This window comes from Pseudomonas citronellolis, from assembly GCF_001586155.1.
GTDB lineage: Bacteria > Pseudomonadota > Gammaproteobacteria > Pseudomonadales > Pseudomonadaceae > Pseudomonas > Pseudomonas citronellolis.
The window spans coordinates 1,377,509-1,397,312 of the sequence record NZ_CP014158.1; the positions used below are offsets into that span (position 1 = coordinate 1,377,509).

The window sequence follows — 19,804 nt, forward strand, 5'->3', positions numbered from 1 at the left end:
AATTGTCTGATGTCAGATTGAGGTCATTGCCTACAAGCTGGCGGAATGAAGTTAGGACAATTCCTTCGTCCGCTGGACGCCTCCTTTTCCACTCCCAGCGCCGCCCGCAAACTGCTGCGCCTGCTCAGCGGCGCGCTGCTGCTGTGCCTGCTGTGCAGCCTGGCGTTCGCCCTGAGCATGGCGTTCAACCATGAGGTGTCGATCCGCCGCCGCGACATGAACGCGGCCATGTACGAGGCGCAGCTGTACTTCAGCCAGCGCGAGTCGCTGCTCGACTACCTCGGCCGCGGCCATGTGCCGCTGGCCACGCCCGTCACCGCGGCCACGCGGCTACCCGCCTGGCCCGGCGAAGGGCCGGCGCCGTTGCTGCTGCCGCTGCCCGGCGCCGTGCGGGCGCTGCTGCTGTTCCCCGGCGACCTGGCTGAGCTGCGCGACAAGCGCCTGGGGCTGATCCACGTGGCGTCCGGCGCTACGCCGCAGGTCAGCCGGCTCAACGAGGCGGGCCACCCCGACGCCGCGCTGCCGGCCGGCGTGCTCGCCGCCCTGGCGGGCAGCTCCGGGGCGGGGCCGGGCACGCGCTGGCTGGCCGACCCCGGCGACCCGCTGGGGCGGCTGTTTCTGTTCAAGCGCCTGGATGACGGCTGGCTGGGTCTGGAAATCCGCGGCGACGACCTCGACGCGGCGCTGCAGCGGCCCGAGGCCGGCGACTACCTGCTGCTGGACCGCCGGCACCGGGTGGTGTTCTCCAGTCCCGCCGAAAGCCCCGACGGCGAAGTGTTCCGCAACCTGTGGAATGGCGACTGCTTCGACTTCGTCGGCCTGGGGCCGATTCCCCAGCAGGTGGCCCTGCTCAAGCACCTGGGCGCCTCGAACTGGGCGCTGGTCTACCACCAGGGCGTCGGCCAGCTGCTGGTTGCCCTCTGGTTGCCGATCCTGCTGGCCAGCGGCCTGGCGCTGGCCGCCGGCCTGCTGCTGCAGCGCCTGGGGCAGCGCATCGACCAGCGCCTGATCCGCCCGGCGCAGCAGCGCCTGGAGGCGCTCAAGGAAAGCGAAGCCTTCTCCCGCGCGGTCATCCGCGCCGCCCCCGTGGCGCTGTGCGTGCTGCGCCGCGCCGATGCCGCGGTGGTGCTGGAGAACCCCCAGGCCGAGCAATGGCTGGACGACGGCCAGGTGATCCCCCGCGATGGCGCGCGCTGGATCGCCCAGGCCTTCGCCAGTGACGGCGGCGCGGCCTGCGAGGAACTGGCGGTGGGCGGCGGGCGCCACCTGTACCTGAGCTACACGCCGACGCGCTACAACGGCGAGGACGTGTTGTTCTGCGCCTTCAGCGACATCAGCGCGCGCAAGCAGGCCGAGGCCGAGCTGTCCCGCGCCAAGCAGCTGGCCGACGCCGCCAACCAGGCCAAGACGCTGTTCCTGGCCACCATGAGCCACGAGATCCGCACGCCGCTGTACGGCGTGCTGGGCACCCTGGAACTGCTCGGCCGCACCCGCCTGGACCTGCAGCAGACCGGCTACCTGCAGGCCATCCAGCGTTCCTCCTCGACCCTGCTGCAACTGATCAGCGACGTGCTCGACGTGTCCAAGATCGAGGCCGGGCAACTGGTGCTGGAGCCGGAGGAATTCTCGCCCCTGGAGCTGACCGAGGAAGTGGTCCAGTCCTTCGCCGGCGCGGCGCGGGCCAAGGGCCTGCAACTGTTCAGCTGCATCGACGCGCAGCTGCCCCTGCGCCTGTCCGGCGACGCCACGCGCATCCGCCAGATCCTGGGCAACCTGCTGAGCAACGCGCTGAAGTTCACCGACAGCGGCCGCGTGCTGGTGCGCGTGCGCCAGCGCGGCGAGGAGGGCGGCAAGGCGATCCTGGACTGGCAGGTGATCGACAGCGGCTGCGGCATCGCCGCCGAGGAGCAGGTGCGGCTGTTCGAGCCCTTCTACCAGGTTGGCGGCAGCGCCCGCCAGGTGGGCGGCACCGGCCTGGGCCTGTCGATCTGCAAGCGCCTCACCCGCCTGATGCACGGCCGCCTGCGGGTGGTCAGCGACCTCGGCCTGGGCAGCAGCTTCACCCTGAGCCTGCCGCTGGAGCCGGTCGAGGCCGCGGCGCCGCAACCGATTCTGGAGGACGGCCCGGTGCTGGTGCTCTCGCCCATGCGCGAGCTGGGCGAGGCGCTGTGCGGCTGGATCGCCCGCTGGGGCGCGCGGGCGCGGATGGCCACGCCGCAACTGCTGGCCGAGGCCGACGACCAGTCGGTGCTGGTGGAGGTCCGCCTGCACGGCCCGGCGGCGCCGCCGCTGGAGGGCTGGCCGGGCTGCCGCGTGGTGCTCAGCGCCGAGGGGCACCTGCAGCCGGCGCGCCTGGGCTGCGACTGGCTGGTCGGCCTGCACAGCCTGGGCGCCCTGGGCCGGGCCATCGGGCTGGCCCAGGGCTGCCTCAGCGGCGGCGCCCAGCGCGAACGCCCGGCGGGTGCCGCGCGCGACCTGCAGGGGCTGCGCGTGCTGGTGGTGGAGGACAACCAGATCAACCAGCTGATCCTGCGTGACCAGCTGAACGCCCTGGGCTGCCGCGTGGAACTGGCCGGCAACGGCCAGGAAGCCCTGCAGCGCGGGCGCGCCGAAGACATCGACGTGGTCCTCACCGACCTCAACATGCCACGCATGGACGGCTACCAACTGGCCAGCGAACTGCGCCAGCGCGGCTGGCAGCAGCCGATCATCGGGGCCACCGCCAATGCCATGCGCGAGGAGCGCGAGCGCTGCCTCGCCGCCGGCATGGATGACTGCCTGCTCAAGCCGGTGGACCTGGAGACGTTGTACCGCTGCCTGGCGGCAGCGAAGGAGATTTCATGAACCCCCTGCCTTACCGGGTGCTGGTCGTCGAAGACCAGGCCTTCCAGCGCGAGTACCTGCTGGAGCAACTGCGCACCCAGGGCGTGTGCTACCTCGAGGCGGCCGCCGACGGCGCCGAGGCCATCGAGCGCCTGGAGCGCCAGCGCTTCGACCTGGTGCTCAGCGACCTGCTGATGCCGGGGATGGACGGCGTGCAACTGATCCAGCACCTGTCCACCCTGGAGTGGCGCCCGCAGCTGGCGCTGATGAGCTCGGCGCCGCAGCGGGTGCTCGGCGGCGCCTGCCAGGCGGCCCGGGCGCTGGGCCTGACGGTGCTCGACCTGATCGCCAAGCCGGCGCCGCCGGCGGCCATCGCGCGGCTGCTGGAGCGCCTCGGCCAGCGCCAGGGCGCCGCGCGCGAACCGGGCCGGCAGGCGACCTGCTTCAGCCGCTCGCAACTGCTGCTGGCCCTGGCGCGGGGCGAGCTGCAGGCCTGGTTCCAGCCGAAGAAGTCGCTGCGCGACGGGCGCATCGTCGCCGCCGAGGCCCTGGTGCGCTGGCTGCACCCGGAGCACGGCCTGCTGCTGCCCGGCGCCTTCATCGACGACCTGGCCCGCCACGGCCTGGAGCAGGTGCTGCTGTGGACCATGATCGAGCAGTCGCTGCGCGCCCAGGCCGGCTGGCGCCAGCAGGGCTACCGCATACCGGTGTCGGTGAACCTGCCTACGCACCTGCTGGACGACCCCGGCCTGCCCGACCGCCTGGCCGACTTCGTCGTGTTGCAGGGCGGCGAGCCGGCCTCGCTGTGCTTCGAGTTGACCGAAAGCAGCACCACGCGCCGGCCCGGCAACTACCATGCCGGGGCCTGCCGCCTGCGCATGAAGGGCTTCGGCCTGGCCCAGGACGACTTCGGCCAGGGCTACAGCTCGCTGTACAACCTGGTGTCGACGCCCTTCACCGAACTGAAGATCGACCGCGCCCTGGTGCACGGCAGCGTCGAGGACGAATCCCTTGCCGCGGCCCTGGAGAGCACCGTGGCCCTGGGCCACCGGCTGGGCCTGGAAGTGGTCGCCGAAGGCGTGGAGAGCACCGCCGAGCTGAGCCTGCTGCGGCGCCTGGCCTGCGACCGGGTACAGGGCTTCCTGATCTCCGAGGCGGTGTGCGCCGAGGCCTTCGACCGCCTGCTGCACGAAGACGGGCCGGCGGGGGCTCCCTGAGCCTCGTCCGGCGCCGCGCCGGCGGCGCAGCCTCGCGGGCTCGCCCGGGGCCATCTACAGTCAGCGAATCATGTTCTGCATGTTTCATGCGCGGAGCCCATTGCACCTTGGAACACAACGAAGGCTCGATCGGCAAGCTGGCCCGCAGCTCGCAGCGCCTGAACTTCTGGCTGTTCGGGCTGCTGGCGCTCAGCCTCGGGCTGGTGGGCGTGAGCTTCTGGGCGATCAAGCGCGTGCTGCAGGAGGAGTACGACAAGATCGACTTCCACTTCTCCCGGCTGATGGGCGACATCCGCGAGCACGAGGCGTTCCTGCTGCGCATAGCCCAGCAGAGCGACGAGGCCACGCGCAAGCGCGACCAGGACGTGGTGCCGCTGCAGCTCTCGCTGCAATGGCGCGAGGGGCCGATGGAGGTCTACGAGGGCCGCGAGTTCTCCTTCGCCATGCCCTTCACCCTGGCCGCCCGCGACCACGCGCCGGCGGACGGCGTCTCCACCGGGCCGTTCTCCCTCGGGGTGATGCTGGCGAACTTCTACTCCAGCGTCTGGAGCACTTCCAGCTACCCGGCGCCGCAGGCGCTGCTGTTCGACCTGGACGGCACCACCAGCATCGCGGTGCCGGCCCTGGCCAGCTCCCCGGGGCGCGGCGGGCTGGCCCGCGACACCTTCCTCGAAGTGGCCGCGCGGGTCGCCGCCGGCGTGCGCGAGCGCCCGCCCCCCGCGCACGACTACCAGGTGCACTGGGGCCGCGCCGACACCTACCACGGCGACAGCCGCGCGCTGCTCGGCTACGTCACCGTCGACCTGCCGGACAGCCTGTGGTGGGAAGGCGAGCGCGAGCGCCAGGTGATCGCCGCCAGCCTGCTCGACCTGGACCGCATCAACGACTACGAGCAGACCCTCCTGCGCCCGCTGTTCGGCCAGCTGACCCTGCTGGCGCCGGACGGCCGCCAGCTGATGGGCCCGCCGCGCCCGGCGGAGCTGGACGACGGCCTGAGCCTGGGCAGCCGCGGCATGCTGTTCAAGCTGCGCAGCCAGCCCCACGGCGGCTGGGTGGCCGTCTACGGGGTGGACTACACGCTGTTCTTCCGCAACCTGGAGTGGCTGTTGCTGAGCCTGCCGGCGCTGGTGCTGACGGGCGTGGGCATCGGCCTGTACAGCGTGCGCTGGTACGCGCGGCGGGTGGTGGGGCCGGCCAGCGCGGCGCACCTGCGGGTGGTGGAGAGCGACGCCTTCAGCCGCACGGTGATCGACACCGCGCCGGTGGCCCTGTGCGTGCTGGGCCGCCACGGCCAGCAGCTGATCATCCACAACCAATTGGCCGCGCAGTGGCTGGGCAGCGAGGCCGACATCCTCGCCCTGGCCCGCGACTGGCGGCTGTTCGACGGCGGCTGGCAGCACGGCGAGCTGTGCATCCGCAACGACGGCCTGTACCTGCAGGCGGCCTTCGCCGCCACCCGCTACCACGGCGAGGAAGCGCTGCTCTGCGTGTTCCGCGACATCACCGCCTACCACCAGGCCCAGGGCGCGCTGGCCGAGGCCAAGCGCGCGGCGGACTCGGCCAACGCCGCCAAGACGCTGTTCCTGGCCAACATGAGCCATGAGATCCGCACGCCGCTGTACGGCGTGCTGGGCACCCTGGAACTGCTCGCCCTCACCAGCCTGGACGTGCAGCAGCGCGGTTACCTGCAGGCCATCCAGGGCTCCTCGACGACCTTGCTGCAACTGATCAGCGACATCCTCGACGTGTCCAAGATCGAGGCCGGGCAGATGCTCCTCACCGAGGAGGACTTCAGCCCCCTGGACCTGGCCGAGGAAGTGATGCGCGGCTTCGCCGTCGGCGCCGCGGCCAAGCACCTGCAGTGGTACGCCTGCATCGACGCCGAGGTGCCGGCGCGCCTGCACGGCGACGCGGCGCGCCTGCGCCAGGTGCTGAACAACCTGCTGAGCAACGCGCTGAAGTTCACCGACGTCGGCCGCGTGGTGCTGCGCCTGAAGGTGCTCGGCCACGATGGGCCGCGGGTGCGCCTGCAATGGCAGGTCACCGACACCGGCATCGGCATTCCCGAGCACCTGCAGCCGCGCCTGTTCGAACCCTTCTTCCAGGTCACCGAGGGCCACGGTAGCCTGGGCGGCACCGGCCTGGGCCTGGCCATCTGCTCGCGGCTCACGCAACTGATGGGCGGCGAGCTGCGCCTGGTCAGCGAGCCGGGCCTGGGCAGCAGCTTCTCGCTGTTCCTCGACCTGCCCGAAAGCGGCGAGGGCGGCAGCGCCCTGGCCGAGGTGCAGCTGCAATCCGGGCCGGTGTACCTGCGCGGCGCCGTGCGCGAGCTGGCCGGCTGCCTGGAGGCCTGGCTGCAGCGCTGGGGCTGCCTGGTGCTGCCCGGCGAGCCGCCGCCCGGCAGCGAGGCGACGACGGTGCTGCTGGAGCTGTTTCCCGATGCCCTGGAGCGCTGCGACTGGTCGGGGCCGCGGGTGCGCGTCCTGGCCGAGGCCGCCGGCCAGCCGCAGTTCGAGCGCGGCGCCTGGTGCGTCAGCCCGCTCAGCCTGCGCGGCATCGCCCGGGCCCTGGCGCTGGCGCAGAACGGCGAGGAGCAGCTGCCGGCGGTTGCCGAGCCGCCGCGCTTCGGCAAGCTCGGCCTGCGGGTGCTGGTGGCCGAGGACAACCCGGTCAACCAGGTGCTGCTGCGCGAGCAGTTGGAGGAGCTGGGCTGCCAGGTGCGCCTGGCCGGCGACGGCCGCGAGGCGTTGCGGCAGTTCGAGGGCGAGACCTTCGACGTGCTGCTCACCGACGTCAACATGCCGCACTGCAACGGCTACCAACTGACCCGCGAATTGCGCGAGCGCGGCCTGGCGCTGCCGATCATCGGCGTGACCGCCAACGCCATGCGCGAGGAGGGCGAGCGCTGCCGGGCGGTGGGGATGAACGCCTGGCTGGTCAAGCCGCTGAGCCTACAGGTGCTGCACGACACCCTGCGCGCGCTGGCGGCGCCCGGCGTGGCGCCCGGCGCGGTGGCTGGCACTGCGCAGGCGCCGCAGGCCGCGGCGGGGCTGCAGGTGCCGGCGCACATGCTGCGGCTGTTCGTCGACACCATGCGCCAGGACCTGGAAAGCGCCGCCCAGGCCCGCCAGGCGGGCGACGCGGCAGCGCTGTGCCAGGCCCTGCACCGCATGGCCGGGGCCCTGGCGGTGGTGCGCGGGCAGGCCCTGGTGCGCAGCTGCCGGCTGCTGGAGGAGGGCCTCGGGGAAGGCCGCGTGGACTGCGACGATCCGCGGGTGGAGCGCCTGCTGGCGCGGATCGACGAGGCTCTGCGCAGCCTCTGAGGGCTAAGCTGAGAAGGACGGCCCGTCGCTGCGGCGGGCAACAGGCATGACCAAGAGACCGTTATGGAAAAACTCAGAATCGTGGTGGCCGATGATCATTCGATCGTACGGATGGGCGTGCGCGAAGTGGTGCAGGGGGACCCGCGCTTCTCCATCGTCGGCATGGCCGCCAACTCCAGCGAACTGGTGCGCCTGTACGGCGAGCTGGCGCCGGACATCGTCATCGCCGACTACAACATGCCCGGCGACGAGCAGTACGGCGACGGCCTCAAGCTGGTCGGCTACCTGCTGCGGCAGTTCCCGGGCACCCGCGTGCTGATCTACACCATGCTCAGCAACAACCTGATCTTCTCCAGCCTCTACGACCTGGGCGTGGCCGGGGTGGTGCCCAAGAGCAGCGACCCGGAGGAAATCCTCGCGGCGCTCGACGCCATCGCCGGCGGGCGCATCTACCGTGGCGCCTGCATGCAGGACCCGAACAGCGTGCTGCCCGGCGGCGACGACATCGAGGGGCGCATCGCCAGCCTCTCGACCAAGGAGTACGAAGTGCTGCGCCACTTCGTCTCGGGCCTGAGCGTGCGCGACATCGCCCGGGTGCTCAACCGCAGCGTGAAGACCGTCAGCGCGCAGAAGATCGCCGCCATGCGCAAGCTGGAGGTGGACAGCGACCAGGCGCTGCTGACCTTCTGCATCAAGGCCGAACTCTTCCAGTAAGAGCATGTAGGAATCTTCTCATTACATACATAGGAATAGTTGGAAATTTCTTTGAGATTCGTCTGATTAAAGCATTCTCGAGCACTCCCTAAAGTATGCGGCGTCGAGGCTGCCGGCCCTCCATCGCCACTGCGCTGGAAGGCGGTGGCGAGGAACCTTCGAGTGGCTCGGGTTCCTCGGGCGGGCCATTGCCGCTCGGCAGGCAGCCAGCGCAACCGCATTCAATTGGAGTTCGATCATGCACAAGAACCTGCTCGCCGCCCTGATCGTGGCCGGCGCCGGCCTGTCGCTAAACGCCCAGGCGGCCCAGACCGGGCAGATCCAGATCACCGGCAAGGTGGTGGACACCACCTGCTCGGTGGACGCCGGTTCGGGCAATGTCCAGGTGACCCTGCCCAACGTCGACAAGTCGCTGCTGCAGAACCCGGGCAGCAACACCGGCATCACCCCGTTCTCGGTCAAGGTCTCCGGCTGCACCGGCAGCTCCGGCGCTGGCGCCGACGTCGTGTCCGTCGCCTTCGTCCCGGATGCCAACGTCGACATGAACGGCAACCTGGTCAACACCGGCGGCGCCAGCGCCGTGGCGGTGCAGCTGCTGGACAAGAACCAGCAGCCGATCAACATCCACAACGACAGCTACAGCGCCCAGGTGGCCCGCGGCGAGTCCACCGACGTGTCCGGCGGCGACATCAACCTGAACTACTACGCCCGCTACTTCTCCGCGGCCGGCGGGGCTGGCGCGGGTGACGTCGCGACCCAGGCGAACTTCCAGCTGATCTACCAGTGATCCACCCGTGATCGACCTGCCCGAGGCTCCGCCCCGGGCATCGAGGTACCCATGAAACAAGTCTTCCCCTCGCTGCGGCCGGCCTGGCTGCTGGCCGGCCTCCTGCTGCTCGCCTTCGGCGCGCCCCTGGCCCGCGCCGGGGTGGTCATCGACGGCACGCGGGTGATCTACCCGGCGAAGGAACGCGAGGTCACCCTGCGCCTGACCAACCAGGGCAAACAGCCGGTGCTGATGCAGGTCTGGGCCGACCGCGGCGACGAACGCTCCACGCCGCAGACTGCCAACGCGCCCTTCCTCATCACGCCGCCGATCTTCCGCCTGGACCCGCAGAAGGGCCAGAGCGTGCGCCTGATGTTCACCGGCGAGAAGCTGCCGCAGGACCGCGAGTCGCTGTTCTGGTTCAACGCCCTGGAAGTGCCGCCCATGCCCCAGGGCGCCGAGGCCAACTACATGCAGATCGCCGTGCGCTCGCGGCTGAAGCTGTTCTACCGGCCGGCCGGGCTGCCCGGCGACGTGGGCAGCGCGGTGGGCCAGGTGCGCTGGCAGCTGGTGCGCCAGGGCGCGGGCTATGCCCTGCGCGGCGACAATTCCAGCCCCTACCACCTGTCCTACAGCGGCCTGACCCTAGTCCAGGGCGGCCGCGACTACAAGGCGGCGGGCGGGATGATCGCGCCCTTCGCCAGCCAGACCTTCGCCCTCGACGGCTTCGCCGGCGGTACGGGCGCCGGGCAGGTGCGCTACCGCTGGATGAGCGACTACGGCGCCGCCCCGGAACGAACCGCCAGCCTGCATTGACCCCGGCCGCGCCTGGCGCGCGAGGGCCGATCCGACAAGGTACATCGATGTCTCGTCATTCCCGCCGTATTCCGGCCGCGCGCCGGCGCGCCTGGCCGTGCCCGGGGCCGCTGGCCCTGGCCATCGCCGCGGCCTGGGCCGCCTTCCCGGCGGACGCGCCGCGGGCCGCCGAGGACGCGCTCTATGCCGCCTTCAACCCGGCCTTCCTGCGCGGCCCCGACGGCCGCCCGCTGGACGTCACGCGCTACGAGCACGGCAATCCGGTCACCCCGGGCAGCTACCGGGTGGACGTCTACGTCAACCAGACCTGGACCGGCCGCCAGGAACTGCGGGTGCGCGGCGGCGAGGGCGACGCCCCGCCCAGCTACTGCTTCAAGCGCAGCCAGTTGCCGGCCCTGGGCCTGGACAGCGCCCGGCTGCCGGACGCCAAGGCCACCGCGCGTGCCCTGGAGGACGCCGACTGCGTGGACGTGGTGCGCCTGGTGCCCGGCGCCCGCGCGGACTTCGTCCAGGGCGACCTGCGCCTGGACCTGAGCATTCCCCAGGCCTACCTGGGCCGGGTGTCGCGCGGCTACGTCGACCCGCGCGACTGGGACCGCGGCGTCACCGCGGCCTTCGTCGACTACAACGCCAACGCCTACCGCACCGAGGCCGGCGGCACCCAGGACCAGTACTACGCCGGCCTCAACGCCGGGCTCAACCTGGGCGACTGGCGCCTGCGCCACAACGGCAGCTACAGCCAGAGCCAGGGCGACCGGCAGAAGAGCACGCGGCACTACGACGCGATCAGCAGCTACGCCCAGCGCGACGTCACCGCGTTGAAATCGCAGCTGACCCTGGGCGAATACTTCACCCCCGCCGACCTGTTCGACAGCGTGCCCTACAGCGGCGTCCAGCTGGCCTCGGACGACCGCATGCTGCCCGACTCGCAGCGCGGCTTCGCCCCGGCCATCCGCGGCACCGCCGAGACCAACGCCAAGGTCACGGTGCGCCAGGGCGGCAACGTCCTCTACGAAACCAGCGTGGCGCCCGGGCCCTTCGTCATCGACGACCTGTACAACTCCGGCTACGCCGGCGACCTGGAAGTGACGGTGACCGAGGCCGACGGCCGCGTGCGCCAGTTCACCGTGCCCTTCGCCAGCGTCGCGCAGCTGCTGCGCCCGGGCGTGTCGCGCTACAGCGTCACCGCCGGCAAGTACCGCGACGACCGCCTGGACGACACCCCGAACTTCGTCCAGGGCACCTACCAGCGCGGCATCTCCAACCTGTGGACCGGCTACACCGGCAGCATAGTCGCGGAGAACTACCTGGCGCTGCAGGGCGGCCTGGCCCTGAGCACGCCGGTGGGCGCCTTCGCCTTCGACGTCACCCAGTCCCACGCCAGCGGCCTGAAGGCCGGCGACCAGGGCGGCAGCGCCAGCGGCCAGAGCTTCCGCCTGAGCTACAGCAAGCTGCTGGAGTCCACCCGCACCAACTTCGCGGTGGCGGCCTACCGCTTCTCCAGCGACGGCTACCTGAACTTCGCCGACTTCGCCTACGCGCGCTCGCCGGAAGACGCCAACTACGTCGCCTGGCGCCAGCGCAACCGCTTTCAGGTCAACCTCAGCCAGCCCCTGGGCGAACGCCTGGGCAGCCTGTACCTGAGCGGTTCGGCGCAGAACTACTGGAACACCGGCAAGGGCAGCGACATGAGTTACCAGGCCGGCTACTCCAACAGCTTCAGCTGGGGCAGCCTGAGCCTGTCGGCCAACCGCACCCGCGCGCTGTCCGGCGAGACCGACACCCAGTACATGCTCAACCTGTCGCTGCCGCTGGGGCGCTCCAGCCACGCGCCGTACCTGAACAGCACCACCACGCGCAACAGCAACGGCGATATCAACAGCCAACTGAGCGTGGCCGGCTCGCTGGGCGACTACAACCAGTTCAGCTACGGCGTGTACGGCTCGCGCAGCCGCATCGACGGGCAGAGCAGCAACACCGGCGGCGCCAACGTGCAGTACCGCGCGCCGCAGACCAACCTGTCGGCCAGCTACAGCGAAGGCGAGGGCTACCACCAGTACGGCCTGGGCCTGTCCGGCAGCGTGGTGGCGCACCCGGGCGGGATCAACTTCAGCCAGGCCCAGGGCGAGACCCGCGCGGTGATCGAGGCCAGGGGCGCGGCCGGCGCGGCGCTGGTCAACAGCAGCGGCGGCGCGGTCGGCGGCAACGGCTACGGGGTGGTCTCCAGCCTGATGCCCTACCGCGAGAACCAGGTGGCGCTCGACCCCAAGGGCCTGCCCGACGACGTCGAGCTGCAGACCACCGCGCAGAACGTGGCGCCGCGCTACGGCGCGGTGGTGATGCTCAAGTACCCCACCGTCAGCGGCCAGCCGCTGCTGCTGCGCCTGCTGGACGAGCAGGGCAACAGCCTGCCGGTAGGCGCCGAGGTGCTCGACGCCCAGGGCAATAGCCTGACCCTGGTGGGCCAGGGCAGCCGGGTGTTCCTGCGCCTGCGCGACACCAGCGGCGAGCTGCAGGTGCGCTGGGGCGATGGCCCGCAGCGGCAATGCCGGGCGCGCTACCAGGTGCCGGCCGCGGCCGGCGACGGCAAACCCTTCCTGCAGGCCGAGGCGGTGTGCGTGCGCCCGTCCGCCGGCGGTGAACTGGCGGCCCGCTAGGCGGCCGCGTTCGACGAGGTATCCATGAAGAAGATTTTCCTGTTCTGCCTGCTGCTGTTGCTCGGCGGCCTGTCGACCATGGCCTGGGCGAGCTGCAGCTTCGACTCCGGCTACATGACCTCGCAGCTGAACATCAGCCTGCCGGCGACCATCAGCGTGCCCGTAGACGCCACGCCGAACACCGAGCTGTGGAGCAGCGGCTGGGTCTCCGCCAGCGGCAACAACATCAGCTGCAACAGCACCGGCGTCGTCTCCGGCGTGCTGGCCGGCGGCATCGGCGCGGCGGTGCCGGGCTTCACCAACAGCAGCGGCTACCCCTCGGTGTTCAAGACCAACATCGACGGCATCGGCATCTCGGTCTACTGGTGCAACAACGCCAACTGCAACCCGAACTACAACAACGTGACGCCCATCGCCAGCCTGGCCTGGCCGGTGAGCGCCACCCAGTACCCGCTGAAGAACTCCTGGTGGGTGCGCCTGGTGAAGACCGGGCCGATCCTCAACGGCGGCCAACTGCAGGTCAGCGGCACCTCCACGGTGTCGTACCAGAACCTGCAGGTGGCGCAGCTGACCTTCACCGGCGCCACCGCGGTCACCTCGCGGGCCTGCGAGATCAACCCCGACAGCCAGGGCATCACCGTGCCGCTGCCGACCGTGCTCAAGAGCGACTTCCCCGCCGGCCCCGGCGTGCTGGCCGACAACGGCAAGGCCCGCGCCTTCCACATCAACCTGCGCTGCGACAGCGGGGTGCAGGTCTGGTACCGCATCGACGGCGCCAGCAGCGGCAACCAGGTCCTCGACAACGCCAGCGGCGCCGGCATGGCCGGCGGCGTCGGCGTCCAACTGTTCTATGGCGACGTCAGCAGCACCCTGGTGCAGCCCCTGGCCACCCGCGCGCTGCAGACCACCACCACGGGCGCCGGCCAGGCGGTGAGCATCCCGCTGGCGGCCAAGTACTACAAGACCGCCAGCACGGTGACGGGCGGGCAGGTGGCGGTCACCGCGACCTTCACCATGACCTACGAATGAGCGACCGTTCGTCCGTTGGCGGGGGATAAAACCGACCTGCTGTCGATCCCCTCCGGCCTGGCGCGACTATAGGTATCTGCGTCCCACCGCCGGAGGAGCCGAGGATGAAATACCTGTGCCTGATCTACCTGGACGAGAAAGCCGCCGCGCAGCTGCCCGCCCATGACTACCGCGCCGTGGTGGAAGAGTGCCTGGGCTACGAGCAGCAGCTGCGCGAGCGCGGCCAGCTGCTGGCGGTGGAGGCCCTGCAGTCGGTGGAGAACGCCACCACCCTGCGCCACCGCGACGGCCAGCTGTCGGTCACCGACGGGCCCTTCGCCGAGACCCGCGAGCAGCTCGGCGGCTTCTACCTGATCGAGGCGCGCGACCTCAACGAGGCCATCCAGATCGCCGCGAAGATCCCGCCGGGGCGCCTGGGCTGCATCGAGGTGCGGCCGATCCGCGACTGGGAGCAGCACTTCGCCGCCCAGGGCTGAGCCCCGCCATCCGCCGCGGCGGCGAGCCGCGCGAAGAGGAGAGCCAAGCATGAGCATCGACAACTTCACCCTGCCGCCCGTGGTGCCCCGCGAAGACTGGCTGGCCGCGCGCAAGCGCCTGTGGCAGCTGGAGCGCGAGGCCACCCACGCCCGCGACGCCCTCAACGCCGAGCGGCGCAAGCTGCCGCTGGTGCGCATCGACAAGGACTACCGCTTCGAAGGCCCCAGCGGCCCGCTGCGCCTGCTCGACCTGTTCGAGGGCCGGCCGCAGCTGATCGTCTACCACTTCATGTTCCACCGCGACCGCGGCGAGGGTTGCGAGGGCTGCTCCTTCCTGGTCGACAACCTCGGCCGCCTGGAGCACCTGCACGCCCGCGGCACCACCCTGGCCCTGGTGTCCCGCGCGCCGCTGGCGGAGATCGCGCCGTTCCGCGCGCGCATGGGCTGGCGGCTGCCCTGGTATTCGTCCTTCGGCAGCGACTTCAACTACGACTTCCACGTCACCCTCGACGAGAAGGTGGCGCCGATCGAATACAACTACCGCGACCTGGACGAGCTGCGGCGCCTGGGCCAGGACTACCACATCCAGGGCGAGCAGCCGGGGATGAGCGTGTTCCTGCGCGACGGCGATAGCGTCTACCACAGCTACTCCGCCTACGGCCGCGGGCTGGAGGCGCCGCTGTTCACCTACCACCTGCTCGACCTCACGCCCCTGGGCCGCGGCGAGGGCTGGGGCGGCATGGCCGACCTCGACGGCAAGGGCATGAACTGGCTGCGCTACCATGACCGCTACGACGACGAGCAACCGCCGCATGGCTGCTGCGCATCCTGAAGAGGAGGAATCGCCATGGGAAGTCCCATCGACCCGGCCATCCAGCGCCTGCTGGACGGCTGGCTGGAAGCGGTACAGGCCGGCGACGTGGCGGCCATCGTCCGCCACTACAGCGACGACGTGCTGGCCTTCGACGCCGTGGCTCAACTGCAGTTCGTCGGCCGCGAGGCCTACGCGCAGCACTGGCGCGCCTGCCTGCAGGCCTGCCAGCAGACGCGTTTCGAGCGCCACCACCTGGCGGTGGAGCAGGGCGGCGACGTCGCCTTCGGCCACTACCTGTCGTACTGCGGCGGCAAGGACGAGAAGGGCGAGGAGAAGGCCTCCTGGGTGCGGGCGAGCTTCGGCCTGCGGCGGGTGGACGGGGAGTGGAAGATCGTCCACGAGCATTTCTCCATTCCCTTCGACATGCACACCGGGCAACTGCTGTTCGACGCCCAGCCATGAGCCGGCCGCATGCATGACTACGCGCCGCCTTCGCTGCGCGATACGGTGGATGAAATCTACCGCCGCGAATCGCGGCGCGTGCTGGCCACGCTGATCCGCCTGCTGGGCGACTTCGACCGCGCCGAGGAGGCGTTGCACGACGCCTTCGCCGCCGCCGTGGAGCAGTGGGGGCGCGATGGCCTGCCGCACAACCCGCGGGCCTGGCTGGTCTCCGCCGGGCGCTTCAAGGCCATCGACCATCTGCGCCGGCGGGTGCGCTTCGACGCCTCGCTGGAGCAGATCGCCCGCCAGCTGGAGATCGACGCCCAGGGCGAGGAGGAGGCCGAGTACGAGGGGCTGGAGGACGACCGCCTGCGCCTGGTGTTCACCTGCTGCCACCCGGCGCTGGCCGCCGACGCCCAGGTGGCGCTGACCCTGCGCGAAGTCTGCGACCTGCGCACCGAGGAAATCGCCCGGGCCTTTCTGGTGCAGCCCGCGACCATCGCCCAGCGCATCGTCCGCGCCAAGCAGAAGATTCGCGATGCGCGCATTCCCTACCAGGTGCCGGAGCCGGCCGAGTTGCCGCAGCGCCTGGCCAGCGTGTTGCGCGTGGTGTACCTGGTGTTCAACGAGGGCTATGCGGCCTCCAGCGGCGAATCCCTGACCCGCGCCGAGCTTTCCGCCGAGGCCATCCGCCTGGGCCGGCAACTGCTGGAGCTGCTGCCGGAGCCGGAAGTGCTGGGCCTGCTGGCGCTGATGCTGTTGCAGGAGTCGCGGCGCGCCGCGCGCAGCGACGAGCACGGCGAGCTGGTGCTGCTGGAGCATCAGGACCGCTCGCGCTGGGACGCCGGGCTGATCGCCGAGGGCCAGCGCCTGGTCGGCCTGGCCCTGGCCAGCCGCCGCTTCGGTTCCTACACCTTGCAGGCGGCCCTGGCCGCGGTGCACGCCGAGGCGGCGGACCTGGCCAGCACCGACTGGCCGCGGATGGTGGCGCTGTACGACGCGCTGCTGCAACTGCAGCCCTCGCCGGTGGTGGAACTCAACCGCGCCGTGGCCCTGGCCATGCACGACGGCCCCGAGGCCGGGCTGGCAGCGGTGGACGCCATCCTCGCCCGCGGCGAACTGGCCGACTACCACCTGGCCCACGCCGCCCGCGCCGACTTCTGCCGACGCCTGGACCGCCCCGCCGAAGCCCGCGAGGCCTACCAGCGCGCACTGGCGCTGACGCGCCTGGAACCGGAACGACGCTTCCTCGAACAGCGCCTGCGAGAGTTGGAAACGTAACCGCGCCAAGCCCGACCACGACGTAGGGCGCATAACGCCTACGGCGTTATCCGCCGTTTGACCGTGGTCCAGGCGGCTCCAAGGCTGACCTTGGCGTGGCTGTGACCTGGGCCAAACGGCGGATAACCGCGAACGGTTATACGCCCTATGCCCAGCCCATCATTTACGTTTGCGCCGCCATCTCCCGCAGCCGCTCCAGCGAGACGATGCGCAGTTGCCGGTAGCCCAGCTCCAGCGCGCCGCCGGCCACCAGCTCGCGCAGTTCCAGGGACAGCGTCTGGCGGCTGATGCCGAGCATCATCGCCAGCTCGTCCTGGCTGATGCGCACCAGCTGGCGCTGCTCGCCGTCGATGCTGCCGTCGCCGCGCGCCAGCTGTTCCAGGCGGCTGGCGATGCGGGCGCGGGTGGAGCGCAGCATGGCGTCTTCCAGCAGGCGGTAGACCAGGCGCGTGTGCTGCGCCTGGAGCACGCAGACGGCGCGGGCGAAGCCGTTGTCGAGCATCAGCCGGTCGAAGGTCGCCTGGTCCACGCCCAGCACCTCGCTGTCGCGGCTGGCGAGCACGTCGTGGGTGCGCGGCAGGCCGTCGAGCATCGAGGCCTCGCCGAACCAGTGGCCGGGCTCCAGCACCGCGAGGATCGCCTCCTTGCCGTCCTCGCGCAGGGTCGAGGCCTTCAGCTTGCCCTGCAGCAGGGTGAGGAAGTGCTCGCCGCGGTCGCCCTGGCGGAACACGAACTCGCCGGCGCGCAGGCGCAGGCGCCGGCCCTCGGCGGCCAGGGCATGGCGCACCGCGGGGGCGAGGCGGGCGAACCAGGGGTTGGCGTCCAGCTGTTGCAGCAGCGCTTCGGTGTCGGTCATGGGGCGGGTTCGGGCAGTGGGTCGAGGCACTTTGACCGCCTTGCCCGGCCGCTGCAAGCCATGGCAATTGTCGGGTTTCCGGCAGTCCTGCGCCACGCGCTGGCCTAGCCTGCCTGGCAACGCGGGCGGCGTGCGCCCGCAGGCCAAGGAGAACAACAAGATGAGTTTCGCAGCCAAGGTAGTGTGGATAACCGGCGCCTCTTCCGGCATCGGCGAGGCGCTGGCGCTGGCATTGCTGGAGCAGGGCGCCGAGGTGATCCTCTCCGGCCGCCGCGTCGAGGCCCTGCAGGCGCTGGCCGGACGCGCCCCGCAGCGGGCCCTGGTGCTGCCCTTCGAAAGCACCGACTACGAGCGCCTGCCGGCCCTGGTGGAGCAGGCCTGGGCCTGGCGCGGGCGCATCGACCTGCTGGTGAACAACGCCGGCGTCAGCCAGCGCAGCCTGGCCCTGGACACCGGCCTTGCGGTCTACCGCCAACTGATGGAAGTGGACTACCTGGCCCCCGTGGCCCTGACCCAGGCCCTGCTGCCGCGCCTGGTGGAACAGCGCGGCGGGCAACTGGCGGTGGTCAGCTCGGTGGCCGGCAAGGTCGGCGCGCCGCTGCGCACCGGCTACTGCGGCGCCAAGCACGCGGTGGTCGGCTACTTCGAGGCGCTGCGCGCGGAAGTGGAGGCGGCCTACGGCATCGGCGTCAGCGTGATCCTGCCGGGCTCGGTGCGCACCGCCATCGCGCTGAACTCCCTGGAAGGCAACGGCACCCAGCGCGGCCGTTCGGACACCAACATCGACAACGGCATCGACCCGGCGGTGGCGGCCCAGACCATCCTCGCCGGCCTGGCTGCGCGGCAGCATGACATCGTGGTGGCCGAGGGGATGGAGAAGCTGGCCTTGCAACTGCGGCAGGCTGATCCGGAGAAGCTTTTTGCGCTGGTTGCGCAGGAGGGGGCGCGTCTGGCGCAGCAGCGGGAGGCGTTGGGGGCTGGGGCGTCTATCGATCCGGGGGATGTGAGTCGGTTGCAGGGGTGATGTTGTCTTGCTCGCGAATGGTGCTTCCAGGGGAGTGGGTGGTTGGGTTCTAGAGCGCCCTCTCCCCAGCCCTCTCCCTGAAGGGAGAGGGGGCTTGTCCGTGCCGGCGGAGAGAATGGCGTTCGCCGGCTGACTCAGGAGTACCCAAGCATGCCGAACGGTCCCCTCTCCCTTCAGGGAGAGGGTTAGGGAGAGGGGTGGAGCAAAACCACAGCACCGAACTCACCAGCAAGCACCAACCCCCTACACCCCCAACCTCTTTGCTAAGCTGCCGGGCGCCGCAATCCATTCGAGGTCCCGCCATGCGCCGTTCCCCCCTGTTCGCCACCCTTGGCCTGCTTGTCCTTCTCAACGCCCCCGCCGTCTTCGCCCACGCCCACCTGAAGAGCGAAACCCCCGCCGCCGACAGCACCGCCGCGCCCCCCAAGGAGCTGCGCCTGACCTTCTCCGAAGGCGTCGAGGCGAAGTTCACCAAGGTCACCGTCACCGCCGCCGACGGCAAGGCCGTGAAGGTGGCCGGCATCGCCACCACCGAGGGCGACGCCAAGGTGCTGGTGGTGACCTTCGACCAGCCGCTGCCCGCCGGCGAGTACAAGGTGGAATGGCACGCCGTTTCGGTGGACACCCACAAGAGCAACGGCAGCTACGCCTTCAAGGTCGCGCCCTGAACCATGAGCCGCATCCGCCATGGATGACGCCCTGGTCTTCTGCCGCTTTCTGCACCTTTCCCTGACCCTGACGCTGTTCGGCGTGGCGCTGTTCCGTGCGGTGCTGCGCCGCCAGGAGCCCGCCGTGCTGGCGGCGCTGGACGGCCGCGTGCTCGCTGGGCAACGCATCGCCGCCGCGCTGGCGCTGTTCAGCGGCCTGGCCTGGCTCGGCCTGGTGGCGGCGAGCATGGCCGGCGACTGGTCCGCCGCGCTGGACGGCCCGACGCTGCGGCTGGTGCTGGGGCAGACCTTCTTCGGCCAGATCTGGGCCTGGCACCTGCTGGCGAACGTCGCGCTGCTGGTTGCGCTGTGCCTGCCGCTGTCGGTGGACAACCCGCTACGCGTGCTGCTGTCTGGCGCCGTGCTGGCCAGCCTGGCGCCGGTGGGCCATGGCGCCATGCTCGACGGCTGGGCTGGTGTCGGACTGATGCTCAACCAGGCGCTGCACCTGCTCTGCGCCGGCGCCTGGCTCGGCGGCCTGCTGTTGCTGGCGGCGCTGCTGTACCGCGCGCCGGATTCCACCCATGGCGAGGCGCTGCGGCGCTTCAGCGGCGTCGGCTACCTGTTGGTGACCGGGGTTGCGGCCAGCGGGTTGGTGAACGTCTGGGCGCTGGTCGGGCAATGGCCGGACCCGCGCACTTCCACCTTCGGGCTGGTGCTGACGATCAAGCTGCTGCTGGTGGCGGGGATGCTCGCCCTGGCCCTGCTCAACCGCGTGGCGCTGGCCTTCCGTGAGAAGCGCCTGCTGGCGCTGCGGCGCAGCGTGGTGCTGGAGTGGGTGTGCGGGCTCGCGGCGGTGGCCGTCGTATCGTTGTTGGGGACGTTGTCACCGGCGGGGTAGAGGGACGCCAAGGTTG

At 70.8% G+C, this 19,804-nt stretch carries 16 protein-coding genes; 15 read left to right on the plus strand and 1 reads right to left on the minus strand.

Annotation, left to right across the window (positions count from 1 at the left end):
- Positions 1–45: 45 nt before the first annotated feature.
- The 12 genes from PcP3B5_RS06265 to PcP3B5_RS06320 all read left to right on the plus strand — a co-directional run bounded on the left by PcP3B5_RS06265 (position 46) and on the right by PcP3B5_RS06320 (position 16,360).
- On the plus strand, positions 46–2,844 hold the full coding sequence (locus PcP3B5_RS06265; protein ID WP_061560808.1) for an ATP-binding protein: 2,799 nt from the start codon (positions 46–48) through the stop codon (positions 2,842–2,844).
- Positions 2,841–4,040 carry a response regulator cyclic di-GMP phosphodiesterase PvrR gene (gene pvrR, locus PcP3B5_RS06270; RefSeq protein WP_043272406.1) on the plus strand — a complete coding sequence of 400 codons (1,200 nt, stop codon included), beginning with the start codon at positions 2,841–2,843 and terminating at the stop codon, positions 4,038–4,040. The genes PcP3B5_RS06265 and pvrR overlap by 4 nt, the downstream gene beginning before the upstream one ends.
- 107 nt (positions 4,041–4,147) lie before the next feature.
- Positions 4,148–7,363, plus strand: coding sequence for a hybrid sensor histidine kinase/response regulator (locus tag PcP3B5_RS06275; RefSeq protein ID WP_237143072.1), 3,216 nt, complete (start codon positions 4,148–4,150; stop codon positions 7,361–7,363).
- 63 nt (positions 7,364–7,426) lie between these two features.
- Positions 7,427–8,077 (plus strand): response regulator, encoded by a 651-nt coding sequence (locus PcP3B5_RS06280; RefSeq protein WP_043272408.1) that lies wholly within the window; start codon positions 7,427–7,429, stop codon positions 8,075–8,077.
- A gap of 238 nt (positions 8,078–8,315) precedes the next feature.
- Positions 8,316–8,864 carry a fimbrial protein gene (locus PcP3B5_RS06285; RefSeq protein ID WP_051879123.1) on the plus strand — a complete coding sequence of 183 codons (549 nt, stop codon included), beginning with the start codon at positions 8,316–8,318 and terminating at the stop codon, positions 8,862–8,864.
- Between the two features lie 51 nt (positions 8,865–8,915).
- Positions 8,916–9,659, plus strand: coding sequence for a fimbrial biogenesis chaperone (locus tag PcP3B5_RS06290; RefSeq protein WP_043315172.1), 744 nt, complete (start codon positions 8,916–8,918; stop codon positions 9,657–9,659).
- Between the two features lie 47 nt (positions 9,660–9,706).
- A complete protein-coding gene (locus PcP3B5_RS06295) occupies positions 9,707–12,316 on the plus strand; it encodes a fimbria/pilus outer membrane usher protein (RefSeq protein WP_082816258.1) in 2,610 nt (869 codons plus the stop codon).
- A 24-nt stretch (positions 12,317–12,340) separates the two neighbouring features.
- The gene (locus PcP3B5_RS06300; protein WP_061560810.1) at positions 12,341–13,345 is read left to right on the plus strand and encodes a fimbrial protein; all 1,005 of its coding nucleotides are present in this window, start codon (positions 12,341–12,343) and stop codon (positions 13,343–13,345) included.
- Positions 13,346–13,449: 104 nt separating this feature from the next.
- Complete coding sequence (locus PcP3B5_RS06305; protein WP_061560811.1) at positions 13,450–13,821, plus strand: YciI family protein; 372 nt, start codon at positions 13,450–13,452, stop codon at positions 13,819–13,821.
- A 49-nt stretch (positions 13,822–13,870) separates the two neighbouring features.
- Positions 13,871–14,653: a DUF899 domain-containing protein gene (locus tag PcP3B5_RS06310; protein ID WP_082816259.1), complete on the plus strand. Its 783-nt coding sequence runs from the start codon at positions 13,871–13,873 to the stop codon at positions 14,651–14,653.
- Between the two features lie 15 nt (positions 14,654–14,668).
- Positions 14,669–15,097 carry a YybH family protein gene (locus tag PcP3B5_RS06315; protein WP_061560812.1) on the plus strand — a complete coding sequence of 143 codons (429 nt, stop codon included), beginning with the start codon at positions 14,669–14,671 and terminating at the stop codon, positions 15,095–15,097.
- A 9-nt stretch (positions 15,098–15,106) separates the two neighbouring features.
- Positions 15,107–16,360 carry an RNA polymerase sigma factor gene (locus tag PcP3B5_RS06320; RefSeq protein WP_082816260.1) on the plus strand — a complete coding sequence of 418 codons (1,254 nt, stop codon included), beginning with the start codon at positions 15,107–15,109 and terminating at the stop codon, positions 16,358–16,360.
- Between the two features lie 163 nt (positions 16,361–16,523).
- On the opposite strand, the gene PcP3B5_RS06325 is transcribed toward PcP3B5_RS06320, so the two are convergent.
- Positions 16,524–17,216, minus strand: a complete 693-nt coding sequence (locus tag PcP3B5_RS06325) for a Crp/Fnr family transcriptional regulator (protein WP_009618028.1) — start codon at positions 17,214–17,216, stop codon at positions 16,524–16,526.
- A 160-nt stretch (positions 17,217–17,376) separates the two neighbouring features.
- On the opposite strand from PcP3B5_RS06325, the gene PcP3B5_RS06330 reads away from it, so the two are divergent.
- The 3 genes from PcP3B5_RS06330 to copD all read left to right on the plus strand — a co-directional run bounded on the left by PcP3B5_RS06330 (position 17,377) and on the right by copD (position 19,788).
- Complete coding sequence (locus tag PcP3B5_RS06330; RefSeq protein ID WP_061563208.1) at positions 17,377–18,240, plus strand: SDR family NAD(P)-dependent oxidoreductase; 864 nt, start codon at positions 17,377–17,379, stop codon at positions 18,238–18,240.
- A gap of 302 nt (positions 18,241–18,542) precedes the next feature.
- On the plus strand, positions 18,543–18,908 hold the full coding sequence (gene copC, locus PcP3B5_RS06335; RefSeq protein WP_061560813.1) for a copper homeostasis periplasmic binding protein CopC: 366 nt from the start codon (positions 18,543–18,545) through the stop codon (positions 18,906–18,908).
- 19 nt (positions 18,909–18,927) lie between these two features.
- Positions 18,928–19,788, plus strand: coding sequence for a copper homeostasis membrane protein CopD (gene copD / locus PcP3B5_RS06340; RefSeq protein ID WP_061560814.1), 861 nt, complete (start codon positions 18,928–18,930; stop codon positions 19,786–19,788).
- Positions 19,789–19,804: the final 16 nt, after the last annotated feature.

Coding starts and splice junctions, on each gene's coding strand:
- pvrR (WP_043272406.1), top strand. CDS start 2,841: ATGAACCCCCTGCCTTACCGGGTGCTGGTCGTCGAAGACCAGGCCTTC.
- copD (WP_061560814.1), top strand. CDS start 18,928: ATGGATGACGCCCTGGTCTTCTGCCGCTTTCTGCACCTTTCCCTGACC.
- PcP3B5_RS06310 (WP_082816259.1), top strand. CDS start 13,871: ATGAGCATCGACAACTTCACCCTGCCGCCCGTGGTGCCCCGCGAAGAC.
- PcP3B5_RS06285 (WP_051879123.1), top strand. CDS start 8,316: ATGCACAAGAACCTGCTCGCCGCCCTGATCGTGGCCGGCGCCGGCCTG.
- PcP3B5_RS06265 (WP_061560808.1), top strand. CDS start 46: ATGAAGTTAGGACAATTCCTTCGTCCGCTGGACGCCTCCTTTTCCACT.
- PcP3B5_RS06295 (WP_082816258.1), top strand. CDS start 9,707: ATGTCTCGTCATTCCCGCCGTATTCCGGCCGCGCGCCGGCGCGCCTGG.
- PcP3B5_RS06330 (WP_061563208.1), top strand. CDS start 17,377: ATGAGTTTCGCAGCCAAGGTAGTGTGGATAACCGGCGCCTCTTCCGGC.
- PcP3B5_RS06325 (WP_009618028.1), bottom strand. CDS start 17,216: ATGACCGACACCGAAGCGCTGCTGCAACAGCTGGACGCCAACCCCTGG.
- PcP3B5_RS06300 (WP_061560810.1), top strand. CDS start 12,341: ATGAAGAAGATTTTCCTGTTCTGCCTGCTGCTGTTGCTCGGCGGCCTG.
- PcP3B5_RS06305 (WP_061560811.1), top strand. CDS start 13,450: ATGAAATACCTGTGCCTGATCTACCTGGACGAGAAAGCCGCCGCGCAG.
- PcP3B5_RS06290 (WP_043315172.1), top strand. CDS start 8,916: ATGAAACAAGTCTTCCCCTCGCTGCGGCCGGCCTGGCTGCTGGCCGGC.
- PcP3B5_RS06320 (WP_082816260.1), top strand. CDS start 15,107: ATGCATGACTACGCGCCGCCTTCGCTGCGCGATACGGTGGATGAAATC.
- copC (WP_061560813.1), top strand. CDS start 18,543: ATGCGCCGTTCCCCCCTGTTCGCCACCCTTGGCCTGCTTGTCCTTCTC.
- PcP3B5_RS06280 (WP_043272408.1), top strand. CDS start 7,427: ATGGAAAAACTCAGAATCGTGGTGGCCGATGATCATTCGATCGTACGG.
- PcP3B5_RS06315 (WP_061560812.1), top strand. CDS start 14,669: ATGGGAAGTCCCATCGACCCGGCCATCCAGCGCCTGCTGGACGGCTGG.